The organism is Solobacterium moorei, assembly GCF_036323475.1.
GTDB lineage: Bacteria > Bacillota_I > Bacilli_A > Erysipelotrichales > Erysipelotrichaceae > Bulleidia > Bulleidia moorei.
This window is the reverse complement of the sequence record NZ_AP028934.1, coordinates 1723706-1742125: the sequence shown is the minus strand read 5'-3', so window position 1 is coordinate 1742125 and position 18420 is coordinate 1723706. Positions and strand designations below refer to the sequence as shown.

Below are 18420 nucleotides of genomic sequence, written 5' to 3'. Positions count from 1 at the left end.
TCAATTGAGGCGGGTAGATGACAGGAAAGATGTATGTCTTACTCTGAGAGGTCTTATCAGTGCCAAAGGTGGACTAGGAAGAATCATCAGTGAGAAGATTCTAAAATTAAAAGGTCTGTTATCACTAACAGACCACTACCAAAAAGTGCATAATCATTAAGTTGTGAACCGCCGTATACCGAACGGTACGTACGGTGGTGTGAGAGATCGGAAGTTTTAAAGAGATTTAAAACTCCTCCTAATATATTGTTTATTGGTTAATTTTCTAATTTCTTTTCTTCTAGTCGGATTTTAAGGAAACCTTCACGGATGCCTGTTTTAGAAATGAGTATACGCTTTGCATGATAGATTCTGGCAATCTCTAAAATCATATGTAAACCTGGTAAGAAAACTGGTTGGCGACTAGGGGCAACGCTAGCTTTCATAGCTTCCTCAAAGATAGGATCATGCATGCATAATTTATCAAAGACGTCTTGAAGCTTGTTAACTTCAATAACTAACTCTTCTTGGAAGAGGGCTTGATACACTTTGCCTGCTGCACGCATTGTTCCACCAATGCCAATGAGTTCTTCACATGTAGTATTTAGAGATGGGTATTGTGTGCGTGCAGAAAGAATTTGTTTTGCACATTCAGGTGTATCAACTGATAAATGACGTAAACGTACGCATCCTAATGGAAAGCTCATTGCGTCGATTGGCTGTCCATACTCAAATGAAATCAGTTCGGTTGAACCACCACCTACGTCGAAGGCAATTCCTTTGTTTAAAGTAGGGTAGGAGTACTTTGTACCTAAGAAATCGTAGAGCGCTTCTTCATTTCCACTCAGTGGGTAGATATCCCATCCTGTTGCTTGAAGAGATGCGACGAGTTCTTCTTTGTTTTGAATGCGGCATGGTTCCGTAATATCCGCAAAGCGGTATTGTACATGCATTTCATCAAGCTTATCTGCGTAGGATTGTAGTATTTCGGTTGCTTTTAAGATACCTTCTTTTGACATGATCCTATCTCCATCAACATAGTCAATCAGATGCGTTGGAGTAGAAATATGTAGGATAGGTGTAGGGTAATGATTGACCATCTCATATACTAATAAGACGATGGTATTGGAGCCGATATCGGCGATTGCGTACTGTGTCATAGAATAGCCTCACTGTTCTCATTTAAACATAAATAAAAAGGAATGAAAACTCTTTCTAGCAATGCTATAATACTATAGAAATACATATGGAGGAAAAACATCATGTATAAACGAGTTCTGTTGAAACTAAGCGGAGAAGCTTTAGCAGGGAATGAAAAGAACTTTGATCCAAGCATTTTACAAAATCTTGCCTTGGAAATCAAAGAAGCACAGAAATTAGGAATTCAAATTGCTATCGTTGTTGGTGGAGGTAACTTCATCCGCGGAAAAGTAGTTGAAGGGTTAGGAATTGATCGCGTACAAGGCGATAATATGGGCATGTTAGCAACTGTTATCAATGCTCTAGCAATACAATCATCCCTTGAAGGTATCGGTGTTGATACCAGAGTGATGACAAGTATCGAAATGTCTAAAGTTGCGGAACCATTTATTCAGCGTAGAGCGGTTCGTCACTTGGAAAAGGGAAGAGTTGTTATTTTCGGTGGAGGAACTGGTAGTCCATACTTCTCAACCGATACAACCGCAGCTTTAAGAGCCAGTGAGATTAAAGCGGAAGTTATCTTAATGGCAAAGAATAGTGTGGATGGCGTATATAGTGCAGATCCTAAGAAGGATCCAAAGGCGAAGAAGTATACACATCTAACATATATGGACCTTCTAAATAAGGGACTACAAGTCATGGATTCCACTGCCACAAGCATGTGCATGGATAATGACATGGAGCTCATGGTATTTAACATGAATGAAAAAGACAATATCGTCAAAGCAATGAAGGGCGAAAAGATTGGAACAATCATTAATAAGGAGGAGAAGTAATAATGGCATACGCAATCGTTGATTCCAGCGCAGTAAAGATGGATAAAGTTATCGATCATCTACAATCAGAATTAAATACAGTACGTACAGGTGCAGCTAACGTTAAGATGTTAGACCGTGTTGAAGTGGACTACTATGGTTCCCCAACACCACTCAACCAGATTGCGGCTTTATCCGTTTCTGAAGGTCGTACTCTTGTAATTAAGCCTTATGACCCAAGTAGCTTAAAGGCTATTGAACATGCTTGTAATGAAGCTGACTTAGGCATTGCACCATCTAACGATGGAACAGTTATACGTTTAACAGTTCCACAGTTAACAGGTGAAACACGTAAGGAAATGACAAAGAAGGTTGATAAGATGGGCGAAGAATGCAAGATTCAAATCCGTAATATCCGCCGTGATGCAATGTCTGTTGTAAAGAAGGATAAGACAATGGACGAAGACATCCAAAAGGATTGCGAAAATGAAATTCAGAAGCTTACGGATAAGTATGTTAAGAAAATCGATGATTTAGCATCTGCTAAGAGTGCTGAAGTATTAAAGGTTTAATCTCAAGTTATACTTTATGATCAGTCTGTGTACAGGCTGATTTTTTTGTAGTAAAAAGGTATAATAAGAGAGTTAGTGGAGAATTGATATGAATATATGTAAACACTTAGCGATTATCATGGATGGCAATGGCAGATGGGCCAAGGCACAGGGAAAACCTCGTACGGCAGGACATCTTGTTGGAAGTGATAATGTTCGTACCATCGCAATTGCGGCAGATGAGATGGGAATTAAATATCTTACACTCTATGCTTTCTCGACTGAGAACTGGAAGCGAACAGCTGATGAAGTAAACTACATTATGAAATTACCAGCATTTTTCTTTAAGAAGTATATGCAGGAGTTCTTAGATAGAGGCTTCCGTATGCGTATTATTGGAGAATTGGATATGTTGCCAAAGGCAACACAAAAGGTATTACGTGATGCGGAGGAAGAATCAAAAGATAATCATGGCTTATCACTCAATATCTGCATGAACTATGGCTCTAGACGAGAAATCTTACTTGCGGCTAAAAAGTATGCGCAGGATGTTGTGGATGGAAAAGCTACACTGGATATTGAAGAGGAAGACTTTGATCAATATATGATGACCAAAGATTTCCCGCCAGTCGATCTTTTAATCCGTACTAGTGGTGAACAACGTATTTCAAACTATTTATTATGGCAGATTGCGTATGCGGAGTTAGAATTTGTGCCAGAGTCATGGCCAGAGTTTACACCAGAAGTATTAAAGCGCTGTCTAGATGAATATCAAAATCGTGATCGACGATTTGGAGGGGTTAAGAATGTCTAAAATGAAATTGAAAACAATCGTTGCGGTTGTGATTATTCTTGTTGTAGCACCACCGCTCTATTTTGGTGGAAATCTATTACAAGCGCTTTTGATTCTTGTTAGTGCGTTAGGTTCTCTTGAGATTGCGTCTTTAACGGACCAAAAGAAACACTGGTTCTTATCTTTGATGACATTAGCTGCCGTGATGACAATGTACTACATCAATCGTTCAATGTTTCCAGCCATCCTTGCAGTTTGGGTAATCGTATTATTTGTTACAGAATTGCTACGTGAAAATGAAAGTAGTGATTTAACAGCGTATACATTATTGATGTCTATCTTATTAGGATTAGGTCTACGTTGCATCTCAGTCATTTATCAAGACGGCGCCAAAACAGGATTTTTAACAATTATCTTTGTATTAATTGGTTGTTTCTTTTGTGATACGGGTGCCTATCTTTCTGGTTCACTCTTTGGAAAGCATAAGTTAATTCCTCATGTTTCACCAAATAAAACCGTGGAAGGTGCGATTGGTGGATATCTTGTTGGTGCGATTGGTGCTTTATTATGGGGACTACTAGTTACTACGTATATTCCAAGAGAACTTGTGATTACTGCTAGTTTGATTATTCCTGCAGTTGCACAGATTGGTGACTTAAGTTTCTCATCAATTAAACGTAGATTTGGTATAAAAGATTTCTCAAATATCTTACCTGGACATGGTGGTATCTTTGATCGAATTGACTCACTCATCTTCTGCTTGATGGCATTTAATGGTTTGATGATCTTATGGGGTATCTAAAATGAAGCGTTTGATGTTATTGGGCGCCAGTGGGTCCATTGGTACACAAACAATTGATGTTGTCTTACAACATCCTGATGCGTTTGCACTCGTTGGAATAAGTGTTGGACATCGTATCGATATCTTAAAAGAAATTCTAGTGAAGATTTCTGTATCACATGTATGTGTATGTGAAGAAAAGGATATGAAGGAGCTAGCTCATCAATATCCGGATATTCATTTCTACTTTGGAGATGAAGGGTTGCTTACACTTTCCAAAATGAGCGAATATGATCTCTTAGTGAATGCACTCGTTGGCTTTGTTGGTTTTTTGCCGACGCTGACTGCGATTCAAACAGGTCATAATATTGCTCTTGCCAATAAGGAAACACTGGTTGTTGGTGGAGAGTTAATCGAAAAGGCAATCAAGGAGTATGGTGTATCACTATATCCAATCGATAGTGAACACTCTGCCATTTTCCAAGCATTACAAGGGAATGAACATAAAGAAATTAAGCGACTTTTAATTACGGCTTCAGGTGGTTCTTTCCGCAATCGTACAAGAGAAGAGTTAAAGGACGTTACTGTAGAACAGGCACTTGCACATCCTAACTGGGCGATGGGCGCTAAGATTACAATCGATAGTGCTGATATGATGAACAAGGGTTTTGAAGTCATTGAAGCGCATTATTTATTTGATATTGATTATGACCATATTGATGTGGTGATGCATCCAGAGTCAGTGATTCATTCCATGGTAGAATATATTGACCATAGTGTAATGGCTCAACTTGGTGCACCTGATATGCGTTTGCCAATTCAGTATGCTTTAACGTGGCCTCATCGTTATCCTCTTGATTTAGAGAAGCCATTAGACTTAACTGAAGTTGCAACCTTGCATTTCGCAAAGCCTGACCTCGAAAGATTTCCATTACTTGCACTAGCGTATGAAGCTGGTAAAAAGGGAGGCAATCTTCCGGCTGTCATGAATGCCGCAAATGAAGTTGCAAATGCTGCATTTAGAAAGAAACAGATTTCGTTTTTAGAAATTGAAGACATCGTTATAAACGCAGTGCATACTGTAGCTTATCAAACAGTAAATACAGTACAAGATTTAATTGATGCGGATTGTTGGGGAAGAGACTTCGCACATCAACAAATACAAGGAGTGAACCAATGACAGCAGTTTTATTTATCGTATTACTTTCCATTATTGTAACGATTCACGAATTCGGACATTTCTTAGTTGCCAAGGCATTTGGTGTCTATTGTTTTGAATTCTCAATCGGTATGGGACCAGCTATATTTACACGGAAGGGAAAAGAGACACAGTTCTCTATCCGTGCATTACCTATCGGTGGTTATGTTGCAATGGCAGGAGAAACCGAGGGTGATGAAGCATATCCTAATGTAAAGGTTCCTGAGGGAAGAAGAATTACAGATCAAAAACCGTGGAAGAAGATCTGTATCATGCTTGCAGGTGTCGCAATGAACTTTCTACTTGCATGGGTAATCTTTTCCATGTTCTTGTTAAATACTGGAACATTTACAAAATCAAGTGAGCCAGTTATCGCTACCGTCTTAGAAAATAGCCCGGCTGAACGAGCAGGCTTGCAAGCTGGAGATCGTATCATTAAAGTTGTTAAAGAAGATGGATCATCCATTGAGCCGAAGACATTCTTAGAATTTCAAGCGTTCAACGGTGATAATAAGGGTACAGAAACCTTTACTATCCTACGAGATGGTCAAACATTAACCATTGAGGTTACACCAACCTACAACAAAGAAACAGACAGCTATATGTTTGGTATCAGTGCGAAAGCAGGAGAACAGGTAAAGATTAATCTCTTGAACTGTTGGTATTATGGTTTGGTTGAGATGCAGGTTATTACATCAATGACAATTCAGGCACTACTAAACCTTGTACGAGGTAAGGGCTTGAACCAATTATCTGGTCCTGTTGGAATCTATCAAGCCACTGCCACTTATGCAAGTCTTGGCTTTGGTGCCTATATGATGTTAGTAGCACAAATTAGCTTGAATGTAGGTATTTTTAACCTATTACCACTTCCAGTATTAGATGGTGGACAGGTTGTGATTACAGTACTAGAATGGATAACAAGACGTCATTTTAATGAAAAATTAAAGACTGCCATTATGATTATTTGTTGGCTACTGTTAATCAGTGTTATGATATTTGCGACATGGAACGATATTTCCAAGTTATTTATAAAGTAGAGGAGATTAAATAAAATGAAAACAATTCTTGTGACAGGAGGTACTGGCTTTATTGGCTCAAATACTTGCGTATCTTTAATGAATGCAGGGTATGACGTAGTTGTATTAGACAATCTTTATAACTCCAAAGAAGTTGTATTAGACCGTATTGAAAAATTAACAGGTAAAAAGCCAAAGTTCTACAAGACAGATGTCTTAGACCGCAAGGGATTAGATCGGGTTTTTGCTGAGAATCATATTGATGCAGTAATTCACTTTGCTGGCTATAAGGCAGTTGGTGAATCTGTAGAAATTCCACTCACATATTATGAAAATAATATTACTGGCTCTTTAAACCTATATATGGCGATGAAGGAAGTTGGATGTAAGACACTTGTATTCTCATCTAGTGCAACTGTTTATGGTTCTCCAGAGTCTTGTCCAATTCGAGAAGACTTCCCAGTATCCACGACAAATCCTTATGGTTCTACAAAGCTAATGAATGAGACGATCTTACAGGATTTAAGTAAGTCAGATCCAGAGTGGTCTATCATGTTATTGCGTTACTTCAACCCAATCGGTGCACACCCAAGTGGATTATTGGGAGAGGTTCCAAATGGTATTCCTAATAACTTAGTACCTTATATTGCTCGTGTTGCGATTGGTACTAGTGAGAAGGTACGTGTATTTGGAAATGACTATGATACAGTTGACGGAACAGGTGTTCGTGACTATATCCATGTATGTGATTTAGCAGATGGTCATATCGCAGCTGTTAAATATGCTTTAGAGCATAAGGGTGTTGAAAAGGTAAACCTTGGTACAGGTAATGGATATAGTGTATTACAGGTTGTTAAAGCATATAGCAAGGCATGTGGTAGAGACTTACCATATGAAATCTTGCCACGTAGAGCAGGAGATGTTGCGGAATGCTATGCTGATCCAACAAAGGCATTAGAATTATTAGGTTGGAAGGCACAGTACAACATTGACCAAATGTGCAAGGATTCATGGAATTTCACCCAAATGAATCCAAATGGAATCGAGTAGTACTATGATTGGACTGATCATTACTGGCAATGGTAAATTTCCAGAAGGCGTAAGTAGTGCAGTTGAAATTCTTTCTGGAAAGTTAGAAGACTATACTACCGTATCTTTTCTATTAGAAGAAACTGTTGATCAATTCATTAATAGATTACGTACTGCAATTGAATCCATGAAACAAAGTGGCAATATCCTCATCATGGCAGATGTACAGGATAGTACAACCTATCGTGAAGCGTGCACACTTGCCAAAGAGTATGCGGCAGAATGTAATATCGATGTGGTTGCTGGTTTGAATATCGGAATGGTTCTGCAAGCAAGTATGGCTAGAAGTTATATCCATAACGTCAATGACTTAGCCGCTTTAGCAGTAGAGGCAGGGCATAGTCAAATCGTAGACTTCGATGAAAAACATCCGGATGAAGATATCGCATAAATAAACATGAAAATCTTGTTTGTATAGGAAGCCTAATTGGCTTTCTTTTTCATATGTTTTCTAGTGAAATAGTGAGATTGATTGGAAGTGCAACTTATTTTTTGACGAAAAAAACAAAAAAATTGGGAAAAGTAACAAATTTCACATTTTTCCACAATTTTTGTAACAAAATTAAAAATATTTTTAAAAATTCAAAATACGAAAAAATCGCATAAAATAAGGATATTTAACACTTTTCGTAAATTTAAAACACGAAAAACACTTGAATATGATTGCAAATGAAATAGGAAAGTGGTTAGAATACAGCCATGATGAAAAATACTATCAAAAAACAAATGGGAATGATTGTGACTGGTGCATTATCTGCAGTATTAGTTGCAGGTTCTGTATCAATAACACATGTAAAGGCAGAAGAAACTGCCAATCCGTTCACAAGTAATGCGCTACCAGTTATTACTGTAGATGCACAAGAGGAAGATCCTTATACAGCGATCAAGAACGAAGTTATCAAGCAACGTGCTTTACTCGGTGGATATGATTTAAACTATATCTCACTTGAAAAGAGTGTAGCTGATATTACTGGCTTTGATCGAAACGCAACAGGTATTCAAACTGTTACAGTGAAAGTCAACCTAGCAAGTACAGGGGATAAGGAGGTTGAAAAGAGGCTTGGATATTCCTTTGTACAGAAGGTTGTTGTTAAACTGACACAAGACAGTGCACCTGTAGTACAACTTAAGAGTGATGCCGTTACAGTAAATAATGGTGATACATTCAACGCTTCTAGTTATATTTCCTATATTAATGATGATTCTGGTATCCTACCTGTATTATCAGTAAGTGGCGAAGTAGATATGGATAAAGATGGCGAGTATCCAGTAACTTATACAGTTTCTGATACAGCTGGTCATACTGCATCTGCAGTCTTAACAGTAACTGTTAAGACTCCTGTCGAAGTTGCGGCAGCGAAACAAGCTGAAGCAGAAACAAAGGCAGCCGAAATTTCAGCACAGCTTGAGGCGGTGAAGGCATTAACGGATCCAACAACAAGTACAACAGCTGACGCAGCTACAACTGCTACTACAAATAGTTTGGAAACACAGTTAACTGAGCTTCAGAAGGAAATTGATTCCATTAAGGAAATTGGTAATAACGCAAACGCTGCAGTAGGCAACAACGAGACAATTGATGTTCCTACAACTCCAGCAGCTACAGAAACTCCGGCAGCTACACCAGCTCCTGAAACACCTGTCGCTACACCAGAGCCTACACCTGCAGCACCAGCTGTAGCAGAGACTCCAGCAGCTACACCAACACCAGTTCCTACACCAACAAAGACAATGTACCCAAATGTACGTCTCAATGTTCGTACAGCTCCAAGTACATCTAGTTCTATTATTACTACATTAAATGTAAATGATCCTGTTTACTGTACAGATACAGTTTCCAACGGATGGCAAGAAATCGTAATCAACGGACAAGTTGGTTGGGTATATGCACAATATATTCAAAGCGAACAGTACGTAGCCCCAACTCCACAATATGGACAGTACGGTGCATACACTGACGCAATCAACCTTGCGTTATCATTCGTAGGTAACACACCATATGTATGGGGTGGCGCATCTCCATCTGGATTCGACTGCTCAGGTCTTGTTAAGTACTGCTACGGTATTCCACAGAGAACTACATATACACAGCAAACATTAGGAACACACCGCTATGACGTATGGAATGCTCCAGCAGGTGCACTATACTTCTGGGGTTCTGAATCTGCACCTTACCATGTAGCTATCTCTCTTGGTGGAGGTCAGACAGTACAGGCGATGAATGAAAATGATGGTATTCAGGTAATTGGTATCACATACTTCATGCCTTCCTACTATGTAATTATCGGACAATAAGACTCCTGAAAAGGAGTTTTATTTTTGCGAAATTTGTGAAAAAACACTTAAAAATGCTATAGTTTTTTGAAAAACTTGTGAAATTGTGTGAAATGCGGTCCAAAAAGTTGCATAATCAGCAGGAAAAAAAGTAGAATAGAGTCATGGTAAAAAATAAATTGAGCAAAAAACTCGGTAGAGTTGGTGCTGGATTATTATCCGCATTACTCATTGCCGGTACATATTCAATAAAAACAGTATACGCTGATGACAACAAAGCTACTACAGTTGAAAAGGAAAACACATTACCAGTCATTGAGGTAAGTCAGCAGGATTTAAATCCTCTGGATACAATTAAGAGTTTGGTAATTCAAGAGAGAGCTGCTTTTGATGGAACATACGATCTTACAAATATCTCAATTGAGAAGAGTGTTGCGGATATTGAAGGATTCAATCGTTCTGTAACAGGTATCCAAACAGTTACTGTCAAGGTTACACTTGCAAGTACTGGTGATATCGAAGCACAAAAGACTTTAGGTTATTCCTTTATTCAGAAAGCTGTTGTAAATGTTGTCAATAGTACAGCCCCTGTCATCAGGTTGAAGAATTCATCTGTTGTGGTAAACAATGGTGATACATTCAACGCATCTAGTTATATTTCTTATATCAATGATGATTCAGGTATTCTTCCTGTATTAACCGTGGAGGGTACTGTAGATATGAACACGGATGGTGATTATCCAGTTACATATACAGTCGTTGATACTGCTGGTAATAAGTCTACAGCAACTATGACAGTATCTGTTCGTACTCCTCAGGAAGTTGTTGACGCAAGAATTGCGGCAGAAGAACAACGTCAAAGAGAAGAAGCTGAAAGAGCGGCTGCTGAAGAGGCTGCTAGAGCTCAACAAGCTACAAACACTGCTAGAGCTGCTACATCTACATTTGACCCATCTAAGTATGATTCAAGTTTATATGCTGGTGGTATCGCTGCTGCGTTATCTCTTGTTGGTACTCCATATCAATGGGGTGGTACAACTCCAGCAGGATTTGACTGCTCTGGTTTAGTTCAATATTGTTATGGTTTAAGTGCTCGTACAACATATGCACAACAAGCACTTGGAACTCACCAGTATGATGTATGGAACGCTCCAGCTGGTGCACTATACTTCTATGGTTCTGATTCAGCTCCATACCATGTAGGTATCGCACTTGGTAATGGTACAATGGTTCACGCAGCTACATATGGTACTGGTGTAACAGTTCAGGATATCTCTGGTTACTTACCTTCCTATTATGTAGTGCCAGGACAATAAGATGATGATTAAGACTCACTGATGTGAGTCTTTTCTTATGAGGAATAGAAAAAGTCCTTTCGGACTTTATAGGATTTGGAATATGAAATACTTTAGATAACTTGTTTCATCCATGGTCCAAAGGATAGGGTGATCAGGATTCTGTTGGGTAACGGAAATCTGACGTAGTGTAACTCCACATTCCTTGGCACTTTCTAGTAACATCTGCTCAAAGAGTTTTGTTTCCATGAATCGTGAACACGAACAAGTAATCAAATAGCCTCCATTACGCAGTACATTCATGGCTTTCATATTGATATTTTTATATCCATAGTAGGCATTGTTCACTGTCTTGCGAGATTTAGTAAATGCAGGCGGGTCTAAAACGATAATATCAAACTCATTACCCTTCAGTTGTTCAAGATAATCAAATACATCGGCTTGTACAAACTGAATTTTATCTTCAAGGTGATTGAGTTTGGCATTTTGATAGCCTTGTTGTAAGGCAACGTTTGATACATCGACTGCAGTGACTGCTTTTGCGTTACCGTAGGCTGCGTTTAACGCAAAGCCACCTGTATGACTAAAACAATCTAGTACACGTTTATCACGAGCGATATGGCGCAATAATACACGATTTGATTTCTGGTCTAAGAAGTAACCTGTCTTTTGACCATTTTCAATATCTACCTGAAGTTGAATGCCATTTTCATTGATGATCGTCTGTGGAGATACATGATTTGGATTGTAGAAGAAACCTTTGTAGGATGTTAATCCTACTTTTTCTCTTACTTTAATATCGTTACGTTCATAGATTGCTTGAATGACATGACTATTTTCTTTAAATGTTTCTAACAAAATGTCATAAATCATTTGTTTGTGTTGTTCCATACCAGTGTTGGAAATCTGTGTCACTAGGATATCGTTATAGCAATCCACAACAAGACCTGGTAAAAAATCAGCTTCACCAAATACATAGCGACAATTTGACAAGTTATTTGGTTCTACTGTCTTACGATAGTCATAGGCAAAACGAATGCGTTTTTCGAAGAATGCTTGATCAATGGACTCTGATCCATCTTTGGTTAAGATACGACAAGTAATATGGCTGATTGGGGAGTAGAAGCCTGTACCGTAGTATGTTCCATCAGTAGAAATGATATTGACAATACCGCCATCTGGAATATTTTCATCAGCCTGGACTAAGTTATTACGATACATCCACATTTGCCCTTTTTGAAGCCAAGTTTCCCCTTCGTTTGAAATTGTGATAGTAGGATAGTTATTTTTCATAGGAACACCTCGGGATAATGATAAACGATATTGCGCCAATTTACTAATCTTGCCATGGGATTTTTGGAATGATTTGTAATAAAGAGTAGGAGGGGTTTGGGGAATGATTGTTCGTGAAATGCCAAGTACAGAACGACCACGGGATAAGGGTCTGAGATATGGAGTGAGGTCTCTTAGCTCAAGAGAGTTACTCGCATTAATATTACGTACAGGTTCACAAGGAGAGTCTGTTTTAACAATGGCTGATAATTTATTACAGATGTCTAAGGGAATCAAAGGACTCGTACATATGTCAAATGAAGAACTGTGTAAAATCAAAGGAATCAGCAAGGTAAAAGCACTACAATTACAAGCAATCTTTGAAATTAGTAGAAGGGCTTCATTAGAGGCTGCTTATGAAGAGGAAATTATCGATAATCCAGAGCGTATTATCGAGTGGCTAAGAAATGAAATTGGAACAGGTAGTCAAGAAAAATTTCTGGTTGTTTATCTGAATACTGCGCATCGTATTATCTCCGCAAAGACCTTGTTTGTAGGAACCATCAACGCAAGTGCAGTATATCCCCGTGAAATCTTTAAAGAAGCACTACTCATTGGTAGTACGGATATTCTGCTGGCACACAATCATCCTAGCGGTGTATTAACACCAAGTACTCAGGATTTGGTCGTAACTGGAAAGTTGATGGAATGTGGTAAACTCATGGGTGTAAGAGTGCTAGATCATCTCATTGTTTCTCAAACAAGTTTTCTAAGTTTTGCTAGAGAAGAACTCTTTGAAACTTGTATGGAGGCTTACCAATGTGCACATGGAATCACAACCTAATACATGGTAAAATAATAAGGATAATTTTAAGGGTAAACGAGAGTCACATTGCGGTATGAAAGCCAAAATAGACTATAATAAAAGAAAGTCTTTTACGATGATTGATAAGAAGAAATAAACCTGTGTTTTTAGACAGATGGGAGAATATGAAATGAAGAAATTATTACTGACAGATGGTAACTCGATGTTATTTAGAGCGTATTACGCTACAGCATACGGTAGACCGATGACTACTTCAGATGGAACACCTACAAACGCTGTATTTGGTTTTGCGTCTATGATTCAAAAAGCCATTGATATCATTCAACCAGATGCAGTATTAGTTGCCTTTGATGCAGGAAAACATACTTTCCGTCATGAACTATACGCAGATTACAAGGGTGGTCGTAAGCCAGCACCAGATGATTTGGTGCCGCAGTTTAAACTCGTTCGAGATTTCTTAGATGCCTTTGCGATTGCTTGGGTGGAGATGCAGAATATTGAAGCTGATGACTTAATTGGAACAATCTCCAAAAAAGCAAAGGACTATCAAACCTATGTATTAACAAGTGATCACGATATGTTACAGCTAATAGATGAGACGACTTCTGTATTACTGATGAAAAAAGGGATTACAGATATGGATGTCGTGACACCTGAAAGTCTAAAGGAACAGATGGGAATTGAACCACTTCAGATTATTGATATGAAGGGCTTAATGGGTGATAAGTCAGATAATATCCCGGGTATTCCTGGTATTGGCGAAAAGACAGCACTCAAGCTCTTAGAAGAATACGGTACAGTTGAAAATGTCATCGCAAATGAAGATAAGCTCAAGGGTGCTTTACAGAAGAAGGTAATGGAGGGGCATGATTCCGCATTACTTTCTAAAAAGCTTGCGACAATTCGGCGTGATATAGATGTAGAGATGAGTGAGAAGGAGTTATCCTTTACACCAAACTACCCACAACTTGTAAAGTTTTTACAGATGCTAGAGATGAACACACTCGCAAGACGCTTCTCTGATAAGATCACTATTGAAGAGAATACAACAGAAGAAATAGTGGTGACTCCAAGTGAAGATAAACGAGTTACAAAGGCGCCTGTAGAGATGTTGAAGGATGCTTGTGCTGTATTTGTGGATGATGATCATGGTGCATTCATGCATGCGACAATCAATGGCTTTGCGCTATATAATGGCAAGCAAGCAGTATACATTTCCTTAGCAGATGCGAAGAAAGATAGTAATTTGCTTGCATATTTTTCTAGTGACATGCCACATAAGTATGGATTTGATGTAAAACGCAATTTACATCTAGCAGAAAACGAAGGATTAACACTCAATTTCCATGATGATATGATGCTTGCGGCATCACTTGTAGACTCATCTTTGACAACAACCGCAAAGATTATTGAGCGTTATGGCTTTGAAAATACAGTGAGTTATGAAGATGTATATGGAAAACCTACAAAGCCAAATTTAATTATTGATGAAGAAAAACAATGCATGTATGCATGCGCATTTGCGAGAAATATCTTTCGCTTGTATGCAGAGATCACACCAAAGCTACAAGAATACAAGATGGGCAAACTCTACTATGAAATGGAGATGCCACTAACGACAGTTCTCTATCATATGGAAAGAGAAGGCATTCGTTGTGATATCGATATTCTTGATCGCATTGCGACAGAAACGATGGCGAAGATTAGCGAAGCACAGAAAGAAATTTATGTGCTTGCAGCTAAAGAATTCAATATCAATTCTCCAAAACAATTAGCAGAAGTGTTATTCGATGATTTAGGGCTTCCTACAGGTAAAAAGAGAAGTACTGCAGCTGGTGAATTAGAAAAGCTACAAGGGAAATCACCAATCATCGATTATATTCTCGAATATCGTAAGCTATCTAAGATTTATAGTACTTACGCTGAAGGCTTGAAGAAGTATATTCAACAGGATGGAAAGATTCATACAATCTATAACCAATCCGCAACCCAAACAGGAAGACTATCTTCTAGCGAACCAAACTTACAGAATATCAGTGTTCGTGATGAACAGGGTAAAGTGATTCGTAAGGCATTCTTGCCAGAGAATGGTTGTGTATTAATTTCGAGTGACTATCATCAGATTGAGTTACGTATGTTAGCACATATGGCAAATGAAACGAGTCTGATTGAGGCGTTTAAGGAAGGAATTGACATTCATACTAAGACAGCGATGGATGTCTTCCATAAACCACAGGATGAGATTACAGCACAAGATAGACGTAGTGCTAAGACGGTTAACTTCGGTATTGTGTATGGCATCAGTGACTTTGGATTAAGTGAGCAGCTTGGTGTAAGTCGTTATGAGGCGCATGACTTTATTGAACGCTACTATGCGGCATATCCAAAGATTCGCATCTACATGGATCAAATTGTGAAAGATTGCGAAGAGAAGGGCTATGTAGAGACACTTTGTGGTAGACGTAGAGAGATTCCTGAGATTCACGATAAGAATCACGCAACGCGTGAATTCGGCAAACGTGCAGCGATGAACGCACCAATTCAGGGCTCTGCCGCAGACCTTATCAAACTAGCGATGATTCATATCGACCAGATGATGAAGGATGCGAAGGTAAAGAGTAAGATGATTCTACAGGTACACGATGAATTAATCTTTAATGTACCAAAGGAAGAAGTAGATGTCATGACGAAGCTTATCAATGATGGCATGGTCAATGCGATGCGCCTACAAGTACCTTTAACAGCAGAATGTTCTATCGGTAGCGATTGGTACGAGGCAAAGTAATATGCCTGAATTACCAGAAGTAGAAACTGTCCTACACACACTAGAACATCAGATTCAAGGAAGAAAAATCTTGGATGTGGATGTACGTTATTCAAAGATGATTGAAAATGATATAGAACAGTTTAAGCAACAATTAAAGAATCAAACATTTAATACATTCATGCGTCGTGGTAAGTACTTACTATTTGGTTTAGATGATTGTATCCTCATGAGTCATTTACGCATGGAAGGAAGATATTATATTCAAGATCCAACAGAACCAACAAATCGTCATATGCATGTGATATTCCATCTAGATAATGGGAAAGAGTTACGCTACATGGATACACGTAAATTTGGACGTATGGAAATCCTTCCGTTGGATACGGATTTTAGCCATTACCATGGCCTAGGACCTGAACCTTTTGATGAAGCGTTCAATGCGTCCTACATTCATGCATATCGCAAGGGAAAACGTACACCACTCAAAAGCCTGCTATTAGACCAAAGCTTTGTTGCAGGAATTGGAAATATCTACGCAGATGAAATTCTTGCGGCCTGCAATCTAAGACCGGGTAGGTCTTGTGCACGTATCACCTGTAAGGATGAAGAAAATCTTGTAATGCATACAAGACGAATCTTGAAGGCTGCGATTGCGGCTGGTGGTACGACGATCAGAACCTATACTTCTAGTTTAGGTGTCACCGGTAGGTTTCAAACGGAGTGTACCGTACATATGCAGAAAATATGTCCTCGTTGTAAAGGACAAATTCACGTAAAATATATCGGTGGACGGTCAAGTTATTATTGCCCACATTGTCAGAAATAGGAGTTTTATGAAGATTGCAATTACAGGAACGATTGCGGCAGGGAAAACAACTGTTGCGATTCTATTTAGAAGAAGAGGAATACCAGTATTTAATGCCGATCAATACGCAAAGCGTTCCTTGTATCAAGGTTCTGTTTGTTATGAAAAAATTAGAGAAGTATTTGGCGAAGATGTTATTGGCATTAGTGGAGATATCGAGCCAAAGAAGCTTGCAGGAATTATCTTTCAAGATAATAACAAACGCAAACAACTAAACGCAATTGTGCATCCCTTCGTATTAGAAGGAATGCAGAAATTCTTCGCAACAAACTACCAACAACCAATTATCTGTGCAGAGATTCCACTGTTGTTTGAAACAGGTTGGGATCAATACTTTGACCGTACTGTAGTTGTGACTTGTAGTGAAGAAATTGCCATCCAAAGAATGATGGAAGAAAGAAACTACACACGTCAAGAAGCGAAGGCAAGACTATCAATGCAGATACCTGCAGAAGAACAGATTGCTAGAGCGGATAAAGTGATTTATAACGAAGGTGATTTAAAAGAACTAGATTCACAAATCAACCGATGGTTAGGAGAACTTAGAAAGGACATCAGAAATGGAAAGAATGCCAACTAGTACATATCGCGTTGATTTTAGCAATGGTATCTCTGAGGAAACTTTACTTTCTTTGATGATGTTATACCAACCATTAATTGGTAAAGATGCGACAGTTCTATACTTAACACTCATTGCGGAAGGCAAAACCCAAAAGGGTTTTGAAAAACACCAACGTTTACTTGTGCTAACTGACTTAGATATCAATGCACTAGATAAAGCATGTACAAAATTAGAAGAGTACATGCTGATGAGAACATATGTAAAAACTACAGAACTATGTAATCAATATGTCTATGTGTTAAATAGTCCGATACATACAAAGGATTTCTTGAAATCTAATGTATTTATGAATCGCTATGAACGTGTTGTAGGAAAAGATGAGACAACTACTACAATGACGCACTTAAACGCAAATAATGTATCCTTGCGTGGCTATAAAGAAATCACAAAGGCAGTTAAGTTCTTACCACAAGATCTCTTAGACCGACATATTGAGTTTGATGCACTACAGCCACGTTATCAATTCGCAATGGAAGATCAAACGATTAACTTTGATTATGAGAAGTTTATTGCGACGACAAGTACACTGGTATTCCCTGCTGAACTTCGTACACAGGATAACTTAAGCCTCATCGGGAAGCTTGCGACAATCTATGGTCTATCTGTTGACAAGATGCGTATCTTAGTCAATCGTTGTATTAATTTACAAACGATGACATTCGATGGTGCAAAGCTAAAGATTTACGCATCACGCGCAGAATCGGATGTAAAACCGGGAAGCGATCCATACTCCTTACCACCTGTATCTTTCTTACAGGCAAAGCAAGGTGGTGCAAAGGTTACCCAATTAGAAAAGAGTATCTTAGAACATCTAGCAATCGACATGCATTTCAGCAATGAAGTTATCAACATGATGATTGAACATATCCTAAAGATTTCTCAAAATCGTTTGAATCGTAACTTTGTGGATATGGTTGCGGCAGAGTGGGCTAGAGATGGTGTGACTACCAAACAACAAGCGCTACAACAGCGTAAGAAAATTGTTCGCCAAACCCCGCAGGTTAATAGCGGTGTTAAGATTGGCATGCCAGACTATATACGCCAACAAGAAGATGGCACTCTACCAGAAGGTACAGTCGCATCAGCAGAACTATTAGAACGATTACAAAAACTACAGAAGGGAGAGGAGTAATT

17 protein-coding genes are annotated in these 18420 nt (G+C 38.7%); 15 read left to right on the top strand and 2 right to left on the bottom strand.

Annotated elements, in window-relative coordinates; all coding sequences use genetic code 11:
• Window positions 1–257: 257 nt before the first annotated feature.
• Window positions 258–1139: a Ppx/GppA phosphatase family protein gene (locus RGT18_RS08690; RefSeq protein ID WP_028077969.1), complete on the bottom strand. Its 882-nt coding sequence runs from the start codon at window positions 1137–1139 to the stop codon at window positions 258–260.
• Between the two features lie 102 nt (window positions 1140–1241).
• Between RGT18_RS08690 and pyrH the strand changes: the two genes are divergently transcribed.
• From pyrH to RGT18_RS08640, 10 genes are all read left to right on the top strand, one after another.
• Window positions 1242–1955, top strand: a complete 714-nt coding sequence (gene pyrH, locus RGT18_RS08685) for a UMP kinase (RefSeq protein WP_006525602.1) — start codon at window positions 1242–1244, stop codon at window positions 1953–1955.
• 2 nt (window positions 1956–1957) lie between these two features.
• The gene (gene frr / locus RGT18_RS08680; protein WP_028077968.1) at window positions 1958–2506 is read left to right on the top strand and encodes a ribosome recycling factor; all 549 of its coding nucleotides are present in this window, start codon (window positions 1958–1960) and stop codon (window positions 2504–2506) included.
• An 88-nt stretch (window positions 2507–2594) separates the two neighbouring features.
• Window positions 2595–3299 carry an isoprenyl transferase gene (locus tag RGT18_RS08675; protein ID WP_028077967.1) on the top strand — a complete coding sequence of 235 codons (705 nt, stop codon included), beginning with the start codon at window positions 2595–2597 and terminating at the stop codon, window positions 3297–3299.
• Window positions 3292–4080, top strand: coding sequence for a phosphatidate cytidylyltransferase (locus RGT18_RS08670; protein WP_028077966.1), 789 nt, complete (start codon window positions 3292–3294; stop codon window positions 4078–4080). Before RGT18_RS08675 ends, RGT18_RS08670 begins: the two co-directional genes overlap by 8 nt.
• A gap of 1 nt (window position 4081) precedes the next feature.
• A complete protein-coding gene (locus RGT18_RS08665; protein WP_028077965.1) occupies window positions 4082–5239 on the top strand; it encodes a 1-deoxy-D-xylulose-5-phosphate reductoisomerase in 1158 nt (385 codons plus the stop codon).
• Window positions 5236–6297 carry an RIP metalloprotease RseP gene (gene rseP, locus RGT18_RS08660; RefSeq protein ID WP_028077964.1) on the top strand — a complete coding sequence of 354 codons (1062 nt, stop codon included), beginning with the start codon at window positions 5236–5238 and terminating at the stop codon, window positions 6295–6297. Before RGT18_RS08665 ends, rseP begins: the two co-directional genes overlap by 4 nt.
• A 15-nt stretch (window positions 6298–6312) precedes the next feature.
• A complete protein-coding gene (gene galE / locus RGT18_RS08655) occupies window positions 6313–7326 on the top strand; it encodes a UDP-glucose 4-epimerase GalE (RefSeq protein WP_028077963.1) in 1014 nt (337 codons plus the stop codon).
• Between the two features lie 4 nt (window positions 7327–7330).
• Complete coding sequence (locus RGT18_RS08650) at window positions 7331–7756, top strand: PTS sugar transporter subunit IIA (RefSeq protein ID WP_028077962.1); 426 nt, start codon at window positions 7331–7333, stop codon at window positions 7754–7756.
• A gap of 308 nt (window positions 7757–8064) precedes the next feature.
• A complete protein-coding gene (locus tag RGT18_RS08645) occupies window positions 8065–9660 on the top strand; it encodes an NlpC/P60 family protein (RefSeq protein WP_051240945.1) in 1596 nt (531 codons plus the stop codon).
• Between the two features lie 143 nt (window positions 9661–9803).
• A complete protein-coding gene (locus RGT18_RS08640; protein WP_006525592.1) occupies window positions 9804–10955 on the top strand; it encodes a C40 family peptidase in 1152 nt (383 codons plus the stop codon).
• 66 nt (window positions 10956–11021) lie between these two features.
• Here RGT18_RS08640 and RGT18_RS08635 read toward each other — a convergent pair whose 3' ends face one another.
• A complete protein-coding gene (locus RGT18_RS08635) occupies window positions 11022–12227 on the bottom strand; it encodes a class I SAM-dependent rRNA methyltransferase (RefSeq protein WP_028077961.1) in 1206 nt (401 codons plus the stop codon).
• Between the two features lie 103 nt (window positions 12228–12330).
• Here RGT18_RS08635 and radC point away from each other — a divergent pair, with 103 nt between their 5' ends.
• The 5 genes from radC (at window position 12331) to RGT18_RS08610 (ending at window position 18418) form a co-directional block, all read left to right on the top strand.
• Complete coding sequence (gene radC / locus RGT18_RS08630; protein ID WP_028077960.1) at window positions 12331–13050, top strand: RadC family protein; 720 nt, start codon at window positions 12331–12333, stop codon at window positions 13048–13050.
• A gap of 151 nt (window positions 13051–13201) precedes the next feature.
• Complete coding sequence (polA, locus tag RGT18_RS08625) at window positions 13202–15817, top strand: DNA polymerase I (RefSeq protein ID WP_028077959.1); 2616 nt, start codon at window positions 13202–13204, stop codon at window positions 15815–15817.
• 1 nt (window position 15818) lies between these two features.
• Complete coding sequence (gene mutM / locus RGT18_RS08620; protein ID WP_028077958.1) at window positions 15819–16625, top strand: DNA-formamidopyrimidine glycosylase; 807 nt, start codon at window positions 15819–15821, stop codon at window positions 16623–16625.
• Window positions 16626–16632: 7 nt separating this feature from the next.
• Window positions 16633–17244 (top strand): dephospho-CoA kinase, encoded by a 612-nt coding sequence (coaE, locus tag RGT18_RS08615; protein ID WP_028077957.1) that lies wholly within the window; start codon window positions 16633–16635, stop codon window positions 17242–17244.
• On the top strand, window positions 17225–18418 hold the full coding sequence (locus tag RGT18_RS08610; RefSeq protein ID WP_028077956.1) for a DnaD domain protein: 1194 nt from the start codon (window positions 17225–17227) through the stop codon (window positions 18416–18418). Before coaE ends, RGT18_RS08610 begins: the two co-directional genes overlap by 20 nt.
• Window positions 18419–18420: the final 2 nt, after the last annotated feature.